Annotated in this window: 12 protein-coding genes; 10 read left to right on the top strand and 2 right to left on the bottom strand. The window is 46.3% G+C overall.

All coding sequences use genetic code 11. The features are described from left to right. Positions 1 to 94: 94 nt before the first annotated feature. Both FNC98_RS16555 and FNC98_RS17010 read right to left on the bottom strand, forming a co-directional pair. Positions 95 to 1702, bottom strand: a complete 1608-nt coding sequence (locus tag FNC98_RS16555; protein WP_185968012.1) for a PH domain-containing protein — start codon at positions 1700 to 1702, stop codon at positions 95 to 97. Then, positions 1692 to 2240 (bottom strand): PH domain-containing protein, encoded by a 549-nt coding sequence (locus FNC98_RS17010; RefSeq protein ID WP_260680392.1) that lies wholly within the window; start codon positions 2238 to 2240, stop codon positions 1692 to 1694. The genes FNC98_RS16555 and FNC98_RS17010 overlap by 11 nt, the downstream gene beginning before the upstream one ends. Positions 2241 to 2398: 158 nt before the next feature. Here FNC98_RS17010 and FNC98_RS16545 point away from each other — a divergent pair, with 158 nt between their 5' ends. The 10 genes from FNC98_RS16545 (at position 2399) to FNC98_RS16500 (ending at position 19306) form a co-directional block, all read left to right on the top strand. Further along, complete coding sequence (locus FNC98_RS16545; RefSeq protein WP_144035358.1) at positions 2399 to 2857, top strand: hypothetical protein; 459 nt, start codon at positions 2399 to 2401, stop codon at positions 2855 to 2857. Between the two features lie 74 nt (positions 2858 to 2931). After that, the gene (locus FNC98_RS16540) at positions 2932 to 4215 is read left to right on the top strand and encodes an efflux RND transporter periplasmic adaptor subunit (protein ID WP_260680391.1); all 1284 of its coding nucleotides are present in this window, start codon (positions 2932 to 2934) and stop codon (positions 4213 to 4215) included. Positions 4216 to 4224: 9 nt separating this feature from the next. Further along, the gene (locus tag FNC98_RS16535; RefSeq protein ID WP_144035357.1) at positions 4225 to 7383 is read left to right on the top strand and encodes an efflux RND transporter permease subunit; all 3159 of its coding nucleotides are present in this window, start codon (positions 4225 to 4227) and stop codon (positions 7381 to 7383) included. A 139-nt stretch (positions 7384 to 7522) separates the two neighbouring features. Further along, complete coding sequence (locus FNC98_RS16530; RefSeq protein WP_260680390.1) at positions 7523 to 10465, top strand: FAD-binding and (Fe-S)-binding domain-containing protein; 2943 nt, start codon at positions 7523 to 7525, stop codon at positions 10463 to 10465. 19 nt (positions 10466 to 10484) lie between these two features. Beyond that, positions 10485 to 11354, top strand: a complete 870-nt coding sequence (locus FNC98_RS16525) for a hypothetical protein (RefSeq protein ID WP_144035356.1) — start codon at positions 10485 to 10487, stop codon at positions 11352 to 11354. Between the two features lie 29 nt (positions 11355 to 11383). Further along, positions 11384 to 12394: an N-acetylmuramoyl-L-alanine amidase gene (locus tag FNC98_RS16520; RefSeq protein ID WP_221932904.1), complete on the top strand. Its 1011-nt coding sequence runs from the start codon at positions 11384 to 11386 to the stop codon at positions 12392 to 12394. 120 nt (positions 12395 to 12514) lie between these two features. Further along, a complete protein-coding gene (locus tag FNC98_RS16515; RefSeq protein WP_221932903.1) occupies positions 12515 to 13951 on the top strand; it encodes an amidase in 1437 nt (478 codons plus the stop codon). A 225-nt stretch (positions 13952 to 14176) separates the two neighbouring features. Further along, the gene (locus FNC98_RS16510; protein WP_144035354.1) at positions 14177 to 15484 is read left to right on the top strand and encodes a M24 family metallopeptidase; all 1308 of its coding nucleotides are present in this window, start codon (positions 14177 to 14179) and stop codon (positions 15482 to 15484) included. Positions 15485 to 15864: 380 nt separating this feature from the next. Next, a complete protein-coding gene (locus FNC98_RS16505) occupies positions 15865 to 16248 on the top strand; it encodes a DUF6746 family protein (RefSeq protein ID WP_144035353.1) in 384 nt (127 codons plus the stop codon). A 601-nt stretch (positions 16249 to 16849) separates the two neighbouring features. Continuing rightward, the gene (locus FNC98_RS16500; protein WP_144035352.1) at positions 16850 to 19306 is read left to right on the top strand and encodes a glycogen/starch/alpha-glucan phosphorylase; all 2457 of its coding nucleotides are present in this window, start codon (positions 16850 to 16852) and stop codon (positions 19304 to 19306) included. Positions 19307 to 19312 lie beyond the last annotated feature (6 nt).

Below are 19312 nucleotides of genomic sequence, written 5' to 3'. Positions count from 1 at the left end.
TTCTTTATTTTTGTTAATGCTCCAATCTACTGCATAAATAGCGTCCATGCCAAGAGCTTTCTGTTTAATTAACAAGCTGTTAACGCCTGTTTCTCTACATCCATGAACGTGGTTTGCACTCAACTTGATAAAGCACTGAATCGGCTATGGTTTTTGCTAAATCCTGGTTGATAAACGGTACCGTCAAGGAACCGCTGGCTAAAACAAATTGTATGGAAGCGAGCTGATGGCGCTTTTGCCAGATGCTTTGCTTTAACTGAATCTGTTGCAGTTTATAGGCTTCAAACACATGATAATCGACACCAAAACAGCCTTTGCGAATATAGACAAAGTGACCATCGAAATTGACCCCCCAACGACGATAGCGCATATAGAAAACCACAGATAAAAACCCGCTAAACGCCAAAGTTAAGGTAAATAACCCCCAATTGTTATTGAGTGCAAATAAAGCCATCAGCGGCGCAGCAATTATCCCAAGAACCAGGTAAAAGCGCAGCAGATAACGTTTACTGATGGAATGGAATTCTACCTGGTTCAATTGATTTTCAGGGTAGGCATCATCCAGTAAGGCCTGACGTTCTTCAATGGTCACCGAGGGTACGATAATTTTATTGGTGCCTTCACTTATCGATGGTTGTCCCTGCTGGGCATTATTGGCATTGGTTTGCTCAAACTTGATATTGATACGTTTGAATAATCTATCCAACCAGTCCTGCTGGCATGTCACCATTTGCAATCGTGAGTGGGGCATGGTGATTTCGTGGCGAGTAAATAATCCAGAACGGCGAATATACTTATTGTCGGCTTTGCTTAGGGTATAGCCGTAAAAGGTAATGATGGCACCGATAACGGAAATTAAAGACATTAATGCCATAACGACGAGAAATATTACCAGAACACCAAGACCCAATTGCCAAATCGGTGTCGAATCCGCATAAAAAATCTGCATCGCGTCGATGCCCTGGGCTTCAATATATTCCGGCAACCCTTCGGTCAGATTATCAATAAAAGGAGCCAGTGCACCGAGTACAATCCATACCCGATTATTGGCTATACCATGCAATACCAAATCCGACAAAGACCGAGTATTTAACAAGGTTTCCGAGTCAGAACTTGCTGGGCTTTGATGTCCGGTTGAAGCAAGGTCCGCATCTTCCCCTAAAGCTCCTGCGGATAGACCTTTCGAATTAGCTCCACTTTGCCGTTGGCTTAATATTTCCTGCTTAAGTTGTTGGGCAAAATCGGTTTCCAGGGCGGCAATATTTGCTTCCTGCTGCACAGAGCCTGCGCTATCAAGTTTTAACGTTGCATAACCAAATGGCCGATAATACCAGGGATGGCTTACTTCGACGTTTTGAATGCGATTAAACGGCAGGTTGACGTATTTCTTCGCAAATACACCGGAGCGAATCTCAAGATGATTTTCTGTGAGTCGATATTGGAAAAACCAGTAGCTTAGCACCGCGCTGACCAACACCAGGACACCTAAACCTAGTGCTAATGGTACCGCCGCCTCGGGATTATTCTGGATCTGGTTATAGCCGACTAAAAGCGCCGGCAACAAATAGGCAATATTACCGACAAAGCCACGGATAAACCTCAGAGCGTAAAAAATCACCGCAATCGGTGAGATCCGATGCCATTGTTTTGTCGACAACTCACCGCTGGAATCCGGCCCGCTCGGTGATGTGTTATCCGTCATTACTTCCGCCTTTATGGGAAAGAATAAACTGACGAATCGATTGCGCATTTTTCAATTCCAACCCGGGGATTTCAAACGTATGCATGGCACCACCGGCACTGAATACCTGTAACTTGGCTAATTCAAAGCGACGATCCAGCGGACCACGTTTTAACTCGACATGTTGAATGCGAGCAATGGGCTGGGTAATGACTTTGCGAAAAAACAATCCACTTTTATAGGATAAGTCTTGTTCTCTTAACGCGTAGGCTTTCATCGGTTCGGCAAACCACTGATAGACAAAGGACAGTAAAAACATCACCGACAAGATACTGAAAACAAACATTAAAATGTTATTAACCTTATAGGGAAGAAAATCCTCTGGCAGGAGGAAGACCACCAATAATAAGGTTGGAAAAAATAACGACCAAATGCCACTCAAAATTCGTGTCCATTTGATATGAATGGGAGAAATATCGGTAAACTCAATCGCATCGATACTGGGTAGCTGCGATTCTTGCAACTGCTGATTGGAAAAACCGGAAAAGTCGCTAGTCAATTTTTTGCTCCTGAAATCTGGAAAAGAGATAACCGATCATCAAATAACCCTCTGATCTTGTTTTAATTAACTCATGGGTTTAGGAAAAAATCAATCTGCCTAGGTAGTGATCCGCTTAAATGTGGATACCCAAAGCCGATTACTTTATACTCAGCCTTATGAGCACACATATCCGCACCTATATGGTATTGATTCTGGTTAGCTTGAGTATGGCACTTTCTATGGTAGCCAAAGCTCAGGTGCATGTGTGTGCGCCGATGGAAACCATGCAAATGGCGTCTGTGTCTGCCGACTCAAGCGGCCATCAAGGCCATAATGAGTATGATACGGATGACGAACATTCCAACCATCAGATGACAGCCGCGTCTGACATCAAACCGCATGATCATTCGAAAATGCCTTGTTGCGATGAAAATTCAGACACAGCGATGCAAGCTTCCATGCAAAATCATAGCCCATGTTCAGATTGCGACATGCAATCCTGTGGCTCCTCATCGGCAATGTTGACGGTGTCTGTGTTATCCATCGCGGCAATTGACGAAGTCTTCTATTTCGAACATTTATTCCAAAGCCCTTCTAAACCTGCCAAAGAGTGGCTAAAACCCCCCATCGCATAACTCTCAACTCTAGTTTATCCGGCAGCTTGTATGCATGTTGCCGCAGTTTTTATTGAATTCTTTCGAGGTTAGTTATGTTTTCGTTAAGGTCTTTATTGAGCCTTTTATTGCTTGGCTTAATGTTAGCCATTCCATCTTCTTTTGCTGCCCAAACTCCAGCACCTAGACCTGCACCTGACCCTGAATTAGGGCAGCAGAGTGTTTTCACCGAGGAACAGGTGCAATACATCTGCCCAATGCACTCTCATATTGTTAAAGACCACCCAGGTAAATGTCCGATTTGTGGGATGGATTTGGTCGCTAAAAGCGTTAAAGGTGCAGGTAATCAAGCCGAGGCAATAGAGGTGAATATCTCAGGTGCCATTCAACAGAATCTGGCATTAACCACACAAGTTGCCGACAAGAGCGTACTTTGGCGCTATATCGAAACCTTTGGCTCCATTGTCTATGACGAGCAAGGCCAACAACACCTGCACCCAAGAGCCAGTGGCTGGATTGAAAACCTGGCGGTAAATACGTTGGCACAGCCGGTGAAAAGAGGACAGTTGCTCTATGAAATATACTCTCCGGATTTACTGTTGGCGCAAGATGAATATTTAAGCCTGTATCGGGACAGAACCGTCTCTGATGCATTAAAACAACGTGGTCGTAATCGTCTGACTTTGCTTGGCATCGCCGATTCCCTAATCGATAAAATTGAAAAAGATAATCAGTCCCTTTATCGCGTGCCTTACTATTCTCCGGGCGATGGCATTGTTGCGAATCTCGATATTCGCCAGGGCATGTATGTAAACCCCGAAGATGAAATCATGATGCTGGCCGATCCCGGCAAACTTTGGGTGATCGCCGATGTGTTTGAACATCAGATAGACTGGGTGAAAACCGGAAAATGGGTGGAATTTGATTTGCCAGCGCTAGGTATCTTTGCGACTGAGGGCAAGATTGAATACATTTACCCGGAACTTGATGCTGCGACCCGTACCTTAAAAGTTCGCCTGTCATTAAACAATCCTGACGGTCTGTTTAAACCCAATATGATCGCCAATGTGCGCATCTATGGTGGTGCGACCGAGCCGGTATTAAATATCCCCTTACAAGCGTTAATCCAGACCGAAAAACAAAACCGGGTGGTGGTGCAACGGGATGACCTGACCTTTGCCATCATTAATGTCACCGTTGGCATCATTACTCAGGGACGCGCAGAAATTACCTCGGGCCTGAAACCCGGAGATCGTATTGTTACTTCGGGACAGTTTCTGATTGATTCGGAAGCGAATATTCAGGGCAGTATGTTGCGCCTGACCGGCGAGCAAGAGTCAGAAAAATCGCCGATGGCAAATCCGCATCAACATCATTAAGAGGCGCATATGAGTAAATTAATCGAACTCTCGCTGCGCTTTCGGGTGCTGGTGATAGTGCTGACAATTATTGCCGCGGTGTGGGGATTTCGGGCCATGCATACCCTGCCCCTGGACGCGCTACCGGATTTAAGTGATGTTCAGGTAATCGTGAAAACGCCATACCCTGGTCAGGCACCGGAATTGGTTGAACAGCAGGTGACCTATCCGTTATCGACGGTATTGTTATCGGTTCCTGGGGCCAAAGTGGTGCGCGGTTTTTCCTTTTTTGGTGACTCCTACCTGTACATTATTTTCGATGAAGGCACGGATCCCTATTGGGCGCGAAGCCGGGTGCTCGAATACCTGCAGCAAGCGAGCAGTATTCTCCCCCAGGGAGTCACACCTACCTTAGGGCCGGACGCTTCCGGGGTTGGTTGGATATATCAATATGTACTGACCGCAACGGGCAGTGATTATAACCTTGCCGATTTGAAGTCCCTACAGGATTGGTATCTAAAACTCGGGCTGCAGTCGATACCCGGTGTTAGTGAAGTTGCTACCGTCGGTGGCATGGAGCGTACCTATCAAATAATCGTCGAGCCTGCCCGTTTGCTTTATTACGGTTTAACCATTGAGCAGGTAAAAATGGCCATTCAGGCGGCAAACCTGGATACCGGTGGTTCAGTGCTAGAGCTTGGCGAAGCCGAATATATGATCCGCTCCAAAGGCTATCTACAGACCATCGAAGACATTGAAGAAACCTCCTTACCGATTCAATCTGAGCAATTCTCATCGTTACGTATCAAGCATATTGCCAGCGTCCGTGAAGGCCCGCAGATGCGTCGTGGTATTGCTGAATTAAATGGTGAAGGGGAAGTTGTCGGCGGTATTGTGGTGATGCGCCAGGGAGAAAATGCGCTGACGACCATAGATAAAGTCGAGGCAAGGCTTCAGGAATTAAAAGTCGGCCTGCCAGAAGGGGTTGAGCTAATCACCACCTACGATCGCTCGGCGCTTATTGAACGCTCGGTCGATAATCTTCAGGAAAAACTCCTGGAAGAAATCCTGATTGTGGTATTGGTTTGTTTTGCGTTTTTACTACACGCCCGCTCTACCCTGGTGGCGGTCATTTGTTTGCCACTATCGGTGCTGATTGGTTTTGTCGTGATGAATGCATTGCAAATCAACGCCAATATCATGAGCCTTGGCGGTATTGCTATTGCTATCGGAGCCTTAGTCGATGCCGCTATTGTGATGGTCGAAAACCAACACAAACATTTGCAGGCTTATCATCAACAACATCAGCAATATCCAAGCGGTCAGCAACACTGGAAACTCACTCTTGCTGCGGCCAGAGAAGTAGGCCCGGCTTTGGGTTTAACCTTATTGCTAATCACCATTAGTTTTTTGCCGGTATTTGCGTTGCAGGCCCAGGAAGGTCGCTTATTTACACCTCTGGCGATGACTAAAACCCTGGTGATGGCAGCAGCAGCCCTGTTGAGTGTTACTTTGGTACCGGTTTTGATGGGTTACTTTATTCGCGGCAAAGTACCGGATGAGAACCGTAACTGGCTAAATCGGGGGATCACCGCCTTGTATCGTCCCATGCTTAAAGCTGCTCTCAGCTTTCCAAAGATCACGATTGTATTGGCGGTGTTAACCGCCTTATCGAGTCTTTACCCGATCAGCAAGATGACCAGCGAGTTTATGCCGGAGCTGGAAGAGGGTGATTTGCTTTACATGCCGACCACCTTACCTGCGATTTCCATCAGCGAAGCCGGCGATATCCTGCAGCAAACCGATAGATTAATACGCACGGTTCCTGAAGTAGCTTCGGTGTTTGGTAAAGTTGGCCGGGCGGAAACCGCAACCGATCCAGCGCCGTTAACCATGCTGGAAACGACTATTGCCCTTAAACCTAAATCAGAATGGCGAAATGGTGTTGAACTGGATGACATCATCGCCGAACTTGAAGCGAAAGTGCAGTTTCCTGGGGTTAGTAATGCCTGGGTTCAACCGATTAAAACCCGCATTGATATGCTCACCACTGGGGTAAAAACGCCACTGGGTATCAAAATATCTGGTCCAGAGTTGGATACCCTGGAATCTTTAGGTCGGGAAATCGAAGGCATGCTGGCAGGTCTTGAGCAAACCGCTTCCGTATACGCCGAGCGCGCCGAGTCAGGACGCTATATCGATATAAAGCCGGATCGTCAGGCAGCCGCTAATTATGGGCTGACCATAGAAGATATTCAGCAGGTGATCACCTATGCCATTGGCGGCGCCAACATTAGCGAGATGGTATTAGGCCGCGAACGTTATCCGATTAACCTGCGCTATCCTCGTCGCTATCGTCAAAGTGTCGAGGACTTAAAGCAAATGCCTTTGGTAAGCCCGACGGGTGCCAGATTAACCCTTGGACAGGTAGCCTCTGTGGAGATCACCCAGGGGCCGGCATTGGTGAAGAGTGAAAATGGCCGGCCGATTGCCTGGGTATTTATCGATATCGATAGCCAAGTGTCTGTTGCCGAATATATAGAATTGGCGCGACCATTGCTGGCCGACTTGGGTCTGCCTGCAACCTATAGCTGGAGCTTTGCCGGAGAATATGAATATATGCAGCGGGTTAATCAGGATTTGATGTGGCTAGTGCCGCTGACGATATTGCTGATCTTTATGCTGTTGTATCTGATTTTCTCATCGATTCGCCAATCCTTATTAGTGTTGCTCACTTTACCAGTGGCTCTGGCAGGTTCAATATGGCTGGTGTTCTGGCTCGATTATGCGTTCTCGATAGCACTGGCCGTTGGCATGATAGCCCTTGCCGGCGTTGCCGCTGAGTTTGGGGTGATCATGCTGATTTATCTCAACCAGCAGTTTAACCGTATGCCAGAAGGTACCCATGCCAGTGCCAAAGATGCGGTGCAATCTGGAGCGTTGCTGCGCGTCCGGCCGAAAGCGATGACCGTACTTACCATTATCGCCGGCCTGCTACCCATAATGTTGGGCAGTGGCAGTGGTAATGAAGTCATGCAGCGTATTGCCGCACCCATGATAGGCGGCATGTTGCTTAGTCCGTTGGTGTCGATGTTCGTGATTCCGAGCTGCTATTTGCTGTTATATCGTCATCGATTCGGCAAGACTATGCAACAGGTTGTTGAAGCTCAGCCTGTGGTTGAGAATTAACGCGCTGAGTAACATTTAATTCGGCAAGGAATTAATTATTCTTAAAATTCTTTATTTTTAAGAATAATTGTTCCTTGTTTTTATGGCCGGTCCACGGTATAACCTAAGGCATCATATTTTTACCCGGGTTGGCCATTCAATGCCGCACAGCGCGCCGTCGAGCACTGAACACAGCAGTACCTACAAAACCTCAGAAATGGCGACTTTTATTGCCAAAGTCGCGGATGTCCTCGCGCCTACCCAAATCATTGATGATTACACTCGCCGCTACGCCTATGGCACCGATGCCTCATTTTATCGCCTGGTCCCACAATATATTTTGCAAATAGATTCGTTGTCGCAGATGCAGCAAGTGCTGGCGTTGGCCACGGAATATCAGGTTGCGGTCACTTTCAGGGCTGCAGGTACCAGCCTTTCTGGTCAGGCAATAACCGACTCGGTATTAATCATTCTCGGCGATAACTGGAGCGATTATCAGATCCTCGAACAAGGGGATAAAATTAAGCTCCAGCCCGGCCTAATCGGGAGTCAGGTGAATCAGATCTTAAAACCCTATGGCCGAAAAATTGGACCGGATCCCGCCTCTATCGATACCTGTAAAATCGGAGGAATCGCTGCCAATAACTCGTCGGGAATGTGCTGTGGTGTTAAACAAAACTCTTATCATACCCTAGCGGATGTCACCGCCGTTTTTGCCGATGGCACTTTACTGGATACCAGCGATAAACATAGCTGTGAAAACTTTGTCAGCCAAAAACCTGAGTTGTATCAGGGGCTGATTGATTTAGCCCAACAGGTGGCGAGTGACGATGAGCTGAGTGCGCATATTGCCCATAAATATCGGCTGAAAAACACCACCGGCTATGGCATCAATGCCTTGCTCGATTATCAGGACGGTATTGATATCATCAAGCATCTGTTAATTGGCTCTGAGGGAACCTTAGGTTTTATCGCCGACATTACCTATCACACGGTCGTCGACCATCAGTTAAAAAGTGCCGCCTTGTTAATCTTTAACGATATTCATAAGGCTTGTGAGCTGGTACCTAAACTTGCCGAATGCTCGGTAGAAGCGGTTGAACTCTTAGATAACAAAGCCTTATTGTCGGTGGACAAACACCCATTGCTGGCAGGAAAACTTGATGATTTACCGGATATCGGCGCGGCATTACTTATTGAAGTACAGGCAGACGATGATATAGGCCTGCAAGCTAAAGTTGATGAGATTACTCAGTTAGTTGCGGGTGCAGATTTAAATCTGTATCTGACGTTGGATTTTAGTACCGATAAAACCCGAAATGCCGAGTTGTGGAATATTCGCAAAGGCACATTCCCATCGGTTGGTGCTCACCGCGAGAATGGTACTACAGTCATTATTGAAGATGTCGCGTTTACCATTGCAGATCTCGCAGAAGCGGTGCTGGCGCTGCAAAAACTCTTCGTTGAGTTTGCTTATGATGAAGCGATTATTTTTGGTCATGCCTTAGATGGTAACCTTCACTTTGTCTTTACCCAGGCATTTGCAAGTGAGGAGCAGGTTAGTCGTTATCAGCAGTTTATGGATGCCGTTAGTAAGCTGGTAGTCGAACGATTTAATGGTTCATTAAAAGCGGAACATGGCACTGGCCGTAATATGGCCCCCTTTGTTCGCCAGGAATGGGGCGATAAAGCCTACGAGTTGATGCTGGGCATTAAAGGGTTATTCGATCCATTAAATATCTTAAACCCGGGAGTCATTATTAATGACGACCCGGCGGCTCATGTTAAGCATCTTAAATCCATGCCTCAGGCTGACGATATTATTGATAAATGTATTGAGTGTGGATTCTGCGAGCCAGTTTGCCCCTCCAATGGTCTTACCCTAACGCCGCGCCAGCGAATTACCGTCTGGCGTCGAATCGAAGAATTAAAAGCCCTGCTTGCCGATACTTCAGTGACAGGGCAATTACGCCAGCAATGGCAGCTGCAATTGCAAAAGCTGCAAAAAGACTATCAATACATGGCAATCGATACCTGTGCCGCCACCGGTCTTTGCGGTATGCGCTGTCCGGTGGATATCAACACCGGAGAGTTTGTTAAAGCTTATCGTCAGCAACGCCTTGAGAATTCATCGTTAAAGCGAAAGTTAAGCAAACATCTGGGCAATCAATTTGCCAGCACCCAAACCCTGGCTCGATGGTCGTTATCCGCTCTGGAGAAAACTCGTTCTCTGGTCGGTGATAAAGTGATATCAAGCGCTATGGCATTGGGAAATAGCCTTTCTAAGGGACTAATTCCTGAATTTCAGGGGGCGATGCCGGCGAGCGAAAAGGCCATAGATGCTGCCGAATTAAATAGCAGTGTTGTTAAACCGGGTTCAACCAAAGTAATTTATTTTCCGGCCTGTGCGGGTCGTGTTTTTGCAGCCGATAGTGATGCCGAAGACCAGCGGCCATTGCCTATCGTCTTTTCTGAGCTGTTAAAGAAAGCCGGCTTTGAGGTGTTGGTACCGGATTCGATGAATCAGTTGTGTTGCGGTATGCCATTTTCAAGCAAAGGCGATACCCTGCAAAGCCGCCAAAAAGCCGAACAAGTGATCGACACCTTGAACGAATTGGCACAAGGTGAAGACTACTACGTGGTTACCGATGCCAGCTCCTGCGCTCTGCACCTGACAGAACAGCAGCTATCAAACTCTGCAAAGGCATTGAAAGTGTTTGAAGCCGCGGAGTTTTTAAATCAATTTGTTGCCGACAAGCTGGAAATAAAACCGATTGCTGAGCCTGTGATGTTGCATATCACCTGCAGCAGCAGGCGACTGGGCCAGGAACAACATTTATTAGCGCTGGCGCAGCGCTGCGCTGACGAAGTCATCGTTCCTGCTGATATTCATTGCTGTGGGTTTGCTGGTGACAAGGGCTTTTTTACGCCAGAGTTAAATGCCAATGCCTTGAAGACCCTAAGCCGGCAAAAGCCTGAAAATTGTCATATTGGCGTATCGAATGCCCGTACCTGCGAAATCGGTTTATCGAAACACAGTCAAATACCCTATCAATCCATCGTTTACCTGCTGGACCGGGTCAGCGTTAACAAAAATAACTAAATCATTAAGAGAAGTTGCCATGAAGTATGTCGATTGTCGGAATATCCGCGCATTTATCACCGGATGCTTTGCCGTTCTGTTTTTGAGTGCCTGTCAGATGACCTGTGATTTGGATCAGCAGCCACAAGTTACTAACGTCGTAAATACGGGTGCTCATTACAACAGCGGTGACTTTAACAACTTAACCGAGATATTAAGCATACTCGATGATATCGATGTGCTTTTGGTGTCCGATCATACCTTGCCTGAGCATGTTAATATGGGTACCGGTGGCGCCCAGGGTAAAGAGCGGGTGTTTATCGACCCCTCTGCCGAGGTGCTTGCCAGTGAATTGAACAAGCTTGGTTTAAACAGCTTCACCTTAAATGTTGAAGATATGACCTTTGCTCAGGGGGGCTTAAACAATAAAGAAGCGGTCAATGCCGCTTATGCTGAATACGACAAGGTTTTGAAAAAAGCCGTCGCCAAAGACATTACCATTATCGCCCTGCATTTTGATGCTGATATTATGATTAGCGATGGTGAAACTGAAGCCAATTACATTGGTGGTACGCAGATAATCTTCGATCCTGAAAATTTTTCATCCGGCTCATACCGTCTTGGTTATTATCTGCTCCATGATTATCAGATTCTCGAATCACTGCTCGACGCCGGCTTTCGCCCGCGTCCTGGTTATCGCCATGAATTTCGGTTTCAGGCCAACCAGACGTTAAAGATTATTGGTGGCAGTGCCGGAGGTGGCTTGTTACTTGAATTAGCATCGCAGGAACAGGCGATGCGTTTGTACCGCAGTCCTGAGGCCGTCGTTGCAGCACTGCAACCGAGTTTGCAGTTGTTGGCGCAAGTGATCAGTGATTTTCGCTGGCAACTTTCCCAATCTGAAGAATAATTAATTTAATAACAATAAGTTAAATCATCATGAAATTGACCTTTTCCCATTCCCATCGTTCATTTGGGCAACGCCTTAGGCGCGGTGCCTGGTTATTAATGACAGCAGGCCTTGTAAGTGCCTGTTCGAGCACCGACAGTAACGTCAATACCGATTACCAATCAGAAAACTATTCATCACGGGTACGCTTTCTGGTGATGCATTACACCGTAAGCGATTGGCAAAGTTCGTTAACCACTTTAACCAAGCCTCCCGGTGGCGTTAGCTCCCATTACCTGATTCCCGAGCCGGATGATGAATCCTATGAGGAAGGAAAGCTTGAGGTTTATCAATTGGTTGATGAGACTCAGCGGGCGTGGCATGCCGGCAACAGCCAGTGGGAAGACCGCAATGCGATTAATGATCAGTCAATCGGTATTGAGCTGGTAAATCGCGCCGACTGCAACTATCAGTCGAATAATCCGCGCCTGGATTTTAGTAATGATTTTTTGTGTGACTACCGAGAATTTTCCGAAGAGCAATTACAACTATTGATTAAGCTTTCTAAAGATATTCTTGCCCGTCACCCGGAAATCACTCCAACCCGAGTCGTAGGGCATTCGGATATTCAGCCGGAATGGAAATCCGATCCGGGTCCAAAATTTCCATGGTATACCTTGTACTTGAACGGTATCGGCGCCTGGTACGAACAAGAGGATTTATTCCGCCATTGGCGACAATTAACCACCAAAGATTTACCGGACATAGGGCAAATTCAATGTGCCCTGAAACAATATGGCTATGGGGTCGAGCTAACCGGTGTTTATGACGAGCAAACCCATGACATTATCCGCGCCTTTCAATTACATTTTCGCCCACATCAAACCGATGGTGTTGCTGACTACAGAACCGTTGCCACCCTTTGGGCCTTGCTTGATAAGTATTTTCCCCAAGCGATAAATACCGATGGTGAATTTTTCTGTCATTTTCAGGATGAGTTTAAGGTGATAGAGGAATCCAATAATCCAGCCGATATATTTACACCGGGAACATCGGGTTAAATGATTTCAGATAAACGAGGTAGTGGGTTATGTATCGGTCAGACCTATACAAGCTCATTGTATTTATCGGTTTGTTCATAAGATTATTGCTGCAATTGAGTTTTTCTCCTGGGTATGCCCATGTCATTTGAATATTTTTCTGCAACTCAGTTGTTGTCTATGTTTCGCGATAAGACGTTATCTCCGGTTGAGGTTTTAACGTCCTATCAGCAGCAGATCGCAAAGGTCAACCACAAGGTTAACGCCTTTACGTCGACCGATTTTGACGACGCTGAAAAAAATGCGAAACAAGCTGAAGATACGTATGCAAATGGCTTATGGGCGCCTCTTTCTGGTCTGCAGTTAGCGATCAAAGACGAAACGTATATTCTCGGACAGCCAATGACTAATGGCTCTGTCCTTCTCAAAGATAATATATCGACGACCACAGATCCTGCGGCAGAACGTCTTCTTGCGGCAAATGCCAGCATTATTGGCCGCACCACTACACCTGAGTTTTCGGCTTCCAGCGTGACCTGGTCGCACCTATGGGGAGTGAGCCGCAACCCCTGGAATCTCGACATTACTTGTGGTGGTTCTTCCGGTGGCAGCGCAATAGCCGTCGCCAGTGGCATGTGTAGCTTTGCTAACGGCACCGATATTGGCGGCTCAATCCGCATTCCTGCGGCGATGTGCGGCGTATATGGTTACAAGCCTCCCCATGGCCGCATTGCCGAAATCAGTCCCTATAATATCGATCCCTACTGTCACCATGGCGTTTTAGCCCGAAGTGTCGATGATGTTTTGCTGGGGTATGGGCAAATGAAAGGTCCGCATATTCAGGATTCTCACTCCTATCTCCCGGATAACTTTTCGCAGATGACGGAGTTGCCCGATGTCAAAGGGTTGCGTATCGCGGTTTCGCTGAACCTCGGTTTTTATCAGGTTGAGCAGGACATTCTTGATAACTTGCTGGCGTCGGCAAAATTGCTGGAGCAAGCTGGCGCTATCGTCGATTTTATCGATATTGACTGGGATGAACAGGTGATTCAGACCGCGAAAGTTCATCAACGCTCTCTAATGGGCAAACTGATGCTGCGTGATTATGGCGCTGCCCACTTGCGTCAGCAATTAACGCCTTATGTGCAGCAATACCTCGACAAAGTCGAGCAAACCACGCTTGACGATGTCTTCGATGCCAATCAGCATTTGTGCGTAATGTGGGATAAAATTGCCCCAGTGTTTGCAACCTATGATGTACTCTTGTGCCCTACCGTTGCCACCACCAAAGTCCCTGCGGATTTTGATTATTCGAAAGATGACATTCGTATTAATTTGAAGCAAGTCGATGCCAATAAAGGCTGGTTTATGACTTACCCGTTTAACAGTCTTGGCCAGTGTCCGGTGTTAGCCATGCCCAATGGCATGTGTGACAACCAGGTGCCCAGCTCGTTGCAGATTGTTGGTGGCCCTTACCAGGAAGCTCCGGTTTTTGCGGTGGGTAAATATCTCGAATCTGCACAGCCGCTGCGTTGGTTTCAAGACCATTTTCCGGAATTTAACCGCCATAACCTATAGGGTTAAATCCATATACTAAAGATCAAGGGGTCAGAGTTGTTGAAAGTTCAACGACTCTGACCCCTTGATGGTTTACACCATGTTGGTGACCCTAGATTTAACTGCGATGCATTGATAATCTTAAATAAATTGAACAGGTTCAGATGCCGGCAACCCAGCTGAGTTTTGCTTTGCCCGGTGCAACTTTGTTTTCATCACAATAGTGCCAATAAGAAAACCGATACCATGAAAAAGTTATTAACCCAATTCAGCCTTATACTTTCCCTGATAATTTCCGGCGTTGCCTCATCCGAGACAACTGATAACCCTTGGCCTGAAATCCGAAAAAAACGCATTGAGCAGCTTCTTCCCAGTGCGTTAAAGGCTGCAAAAGTCGACGCCTGGCTGAGCATTTGCCGTGAAAATAATAATGATCCATTAGCCGATCATATTGGCTGTGAAAATGCCGGTTCAACCGCAGCCTTTATGTTTTACATCGACAACAAGGGTTTTCACTCCGTTGCTTTCTCGCCATCCAGCGAATCAACGGCTCTTGGCGAGCTGGGATTGCTTAACAAAGTGGTTTCCGTGCCTCGCGGTGAATCGGCGATTCAATATGCATCCGACTTTATCAAGCAAGCTAAATTTAAGCGCATCGCAATCAATTCTTCAGATAGCAATGCACAGGCAGATGGTTTGAGTTACAGCCAGAGAAAACTGATAGAAAAAGCCTTGGGCAAAGACTTTTCCGAACGTTTGGTATCCTCTGAAGAGGTTGTTTATGAATGGCTATCAATCAAACTGCCAGAAGAAGTTGAGATCATGACCAAAGCCGCCGAGTTAACCGCAAAATGGCAGATTGAAGCATACAACACCATTATTCCGGGTAAGACAACCGACGCTGATGTTGCCAGATTCCTAAAGGCAAAAATGGCAGAGCATGGGGTTGGTGATGCCTGGGCACCCGATCAAAACCCAAATGTAAACTCAGGCCCTGATCGTGGACATTCACATTCCACCGATAAAGTGATCATGCCTGGTGATGTTATTCAAACCGATTTTGGTATTAAGCTTCATGATCGTTGGGTCAGTGATATTCAACGGTTTGCCTATGTGCTCAAACCCGGAGAAACCGCAGCGCCTGAAAATATCCAATATTATTGGCAAAGTGGTCGGGATGCGGGCTTCGCAGCCTTTGCGGCGATGAAACCTGGAGTGCGTGGAATCGATGTTGATGCCGCGCAAAGCAAACTCATGAAAAAGCATGGCTCGGAACATGTGATGTGGAGCACCGGGCACCCGGTTGGCTATGTCGCCCACGATACTGGACCAAACCTGGGTGGTTCGCGAGGGGCAACGGCTCGCCCGGCGGCGTATAAAAAACTCAAGGAAGGTATGGTGTTCGCCTTTGATGGTTTCCATAGCTGGAAGCGTGACGATGGCACCTTTAAAACCATTTCCGTTGAAGAAATGGTGGTGATTGAAAAAGACGGTGCCCGTTACCTGATTCCGCCGCAGCAAGAATTAATTTTAGTGCCGGCAACTATCGAATAAACTGGAAGTTGAGATCAAGGGGGTCAGAGATGTTGAATTATCAACGACTCTGACCATGAAGGTTTAACTCTCATTCATCAACTCTTTACCAAGTTTGGTAAATTCATCAATCAACCAATTCAGAGCTATGCCCGTCGCCCCCTCGCTATGCAGGACCGAATGCCTCTGTCTGGCGTATTCATACGCCTGAGCTGGCGAAGGATATCGAGCAAATGGATTGGAACCAAAGCGAATATGTGGCCAATGACTGTAGTAATTGGGATCTTGAATAATCCAAGCTAGTCTAATCTAACAGATAGAATCTTAACTATTTGACTTTAAACAACATGGGTGGCATTTATGGTCACCCTTTTTGGTTAAAAACACTCGAAGAGATTGCCATGAAAAAGCTAATCACCTTATTCACACCCTTACTGTTTGTTATTGCTCCCATCCAGGCGGAAGAAAACTATCAACATTTTCCGGCTATAGCTGCACCGGGCACCCACGTGGCTTTATGTAACCTAAGGGCATTTAATGAAAAATTGAACGCAATCCTGAGTAAAGAAGATCTAACACCTGAAGATATGGTGAAGGTGCATGAGCTGACCTATACCTTAGAAAATGCGGTCATGCGGTTACAAAAAGATCTTGAGACGGTTGCTGCAGATCTTGAAGAAGTTCACCTGGCATCGGAGCGATTAGACTCAGAGACCATTAAAAATCGTGGTGATGCCTATTTATCGGCCACAGGTCTAATCCTTGATCCAAAAGGGTGCGAGTAATAGCGGTTATTAAACTTTAGATGGGGAGCTATTGTGGCTCCCTGAATTTCTATCCAGACTCATTTGCATAGCGCTTCATCAAGGCGTAATCCTGTCACAAACTTGTCTTTTGGAATATCCTGGTTCAGCATTAACGAGGTTCCATACTTCCTGGCCTTAGGTTTATAAAGCTACGGATACTCAGTTTCCCAGAGTTAAAGACAGGCTTCAATCTTTGCCTGAAAAATATTCATTTGTTGTTTAAATTCAATCATCTACCCTATTCCCTTGGCGGTACATATTAGTGTCCAGATAACCAATGCTTGTCGATTGACTCATCGTACCTGTTTGCCAACACGTAACCGCAAAAAATCTCCATGGAACCCGCAGGTTATGGGGTTTTTATGGGATAGTTTTGTTGAGATTTTGCATACGTATGCAACACTTAAATGCAATACATACGTATGCAGATGTTTGCTCCCAAAGCTTAAATTAACGACACTTACAGCCAGAATTATAAATTTGCCTAAAATTTAAGCAGTTGTTGCAATTGAATTTGTTATGACTGAATTATCGTCCTAACGCTGGACAGATTCGATTACCTAAAGAGAAAAGTTTTACTATGGCGACAGCAACGAAAAAACCGTTAACCGCAGCGCAATTCAAAACCAAGGTTCTTCATCACCTGAACTTCACCTCCAGTGAAGTTGATTTTCAGGACAATCCTACCGCCGTTCTACGCGCCGTTTGTCTGGCAGTGAACGAAGTGGTTTATGAGAAGCTAAAAGAAACCAATGCCGCTCATACTGATCAAAAAAGCCGCTCGGTAAACTATCTGTCCCTGGAATACCTGATGGGACGCATGCTTTCTAACAACCTGCACAACCTGAATCTTTTCGACGTAGCAAACAAAGCCGTTGCCGAGTTAGGTTTTGAGCTGGAAGATATTTTTGAAGAAGGTCACGACTTGGCACTAGGTAATGGCGGTCTTGGTCGTCTTGCAGCCTGTTTCTTAGATTCCTTAGCAACCATGGATTACAACGCCGTAGGTTACGGTATCCACTACCGTCACGGTTTGTTCGAGCAGCAATTCCACGAGTGTCGTCAAATCGAAACCCCGGATGAGTGGCGTGAATTCGGTAACCCATGGGAAGTTTGTCGCCCGGAAGCGGTGCAGGAAATTCCATTATTTGGTTCGGTAGAAACACAAACCCAGGTTGACGGCAGCGTTAAGAAAATCTGGCATCCTGGCCAGATCATCAAAGGGGTTCCATGGGATGTGCCAATCGTTGGTTACAACTCAAAAACCGTAAATGTTTTACGTTTGTGGGAATCTCGTGCATGTAGTCATTTTGACTGGGATCAGTTCAACGCAGGTTCTTATCAGGACGCGCACAGCGCTCAAAATCAGGCGGAGACTATCTCTAAAGTTCTATACCCGAACGATGAAACCGAAGCCGGTAAAGAGCTGCGTTTCATTCAGCAATACTTCTTTTGTGCCTGTTCTATTAAAGACATCATCAAGCGTTACCAGAAGCAGTACGGTGACGACTGGTCAGAATTTGCTAACCAAACCGTTATCCAATTAAACGATACGCACCCAACTATCGCCATTCTTGAGCTAATGCGCACCCTAATGGACGATTACGATTTTAGTTGGGACAACGCCTGGGCAATGTGCCGTCAGGTATTTGCCTACACCAACCACACCTTATTGCCAGAAGCATTAGAGAAGTGGGCGGTATCTATGTTCGAACGCGTATTGCCGCGTCACTTAGAAATCCTTTTCGCCATCAATGAGCAGTTCTTAAATAACGAAGTTGCTCGCATGTGGCCTGGCGACGTACAAATGCGAGCTCGCTTGTCATTGATTGAAGAAGGTCAGCAACAAATGGTTCGCATGGCGCACCTTTGTGTTGTTACTTCTTTCAAAGTTAACGGTGTTGCGCAGATTCACTCTGATCTTGTGCAATCGGACTTATTCCCAGAATTCAATGCACTTTACCCGGGCAAGCTAACTAACGTTACCAATGGTGTTACACCACGTCGTTGGTTGAAAGCCTGTAACCCTAAGCTTTCGAAGCTATTGGATACGGTTGTTAAGAATGACTGGGCCAAAGAGCTATCTAGCCTGGATGCGATTTCTGAGTATGCAGATGATGCTAAATTCCAGAAGAAATTCATGGATATCAAGCTAGAAAATAAAGTGAAGCTTGCAGAAGAAATCAAAAAGCTGACTGGCGTTGAAGTCAATCCAGAAGCAATCTTTGATGTCCAGATTAAGCGTCTGCACGAGTACAAGCGTCAGCACCTTAACTTCTTACATATTCTAGGTTTATACCGTCGTCTATTAGCAAACCCTGATTACGATATGCAGCCACGTGTATTCATCTTCGGCGCTAAAGCGGCTCCTGGTTACTACCTGGCGAAAGAAATCATTTATGCAATCAACAAGGTTGCTGAGCGCATCAATAACGACGCACGCATCAAAGACAAGCTTAAAGTTGTGTTTATGCCTAACTACCGCGTGACCTTAGCTGAGAAAATCATTCCAGCGGCTGACGTTTCAGAGCAGATTTCAACTGCCGGTAAAGAAGCATCAGGTACTGGTAACATGAAGCTTGCTCTTAACGGTGCTGTCACAATCGGTACATTAGATGGTGCTAACGTCGAGATTGCTGAAGAAGTTGGCGATGACAACATCTTTATCTTCGGTAACACCGTTGACCAAATCAAAGCGATGAAAGTAGAAGGTTATAACCCTTGGGACTTCTACCACGCTGATGCAGAGTTAAAAGAAGTAATCGACTGGTTACGTGGCGACTTTTTCACTCCTGGTAAGCCAGGCGAGCTAGCAGCAATTGCTCACAGCTTGCTAGAAGGTGGTGACCCGTACCGTGTAATGGCCGATTATGCCGATTACGCCCGAGCTCAGGAAGAGTTGGACGTTGCTTACAAAGACAGCAAACGTTGGGCGCGTATGGCTATCCTCAATACAGCGAAGATGGGTAAATTCACCTCAGATCGTTCGATTGAAGATTATGTAAACAATATTTGGAAATTAACGCCGATTAAATAATCGAAG

This window comes from Thalassotalea sp. PS06 (assembly GCF_007197775.1).
Taxonomy (GTDB): Bacteria; Pseudomonadota; Gammaproteobacteria; order Enterobacterales; family Alteromonadaceae; genus Thalassotalea_A.
This window is presented reverse-complemented; position numbering and strand designations above follow the sequence as displayed.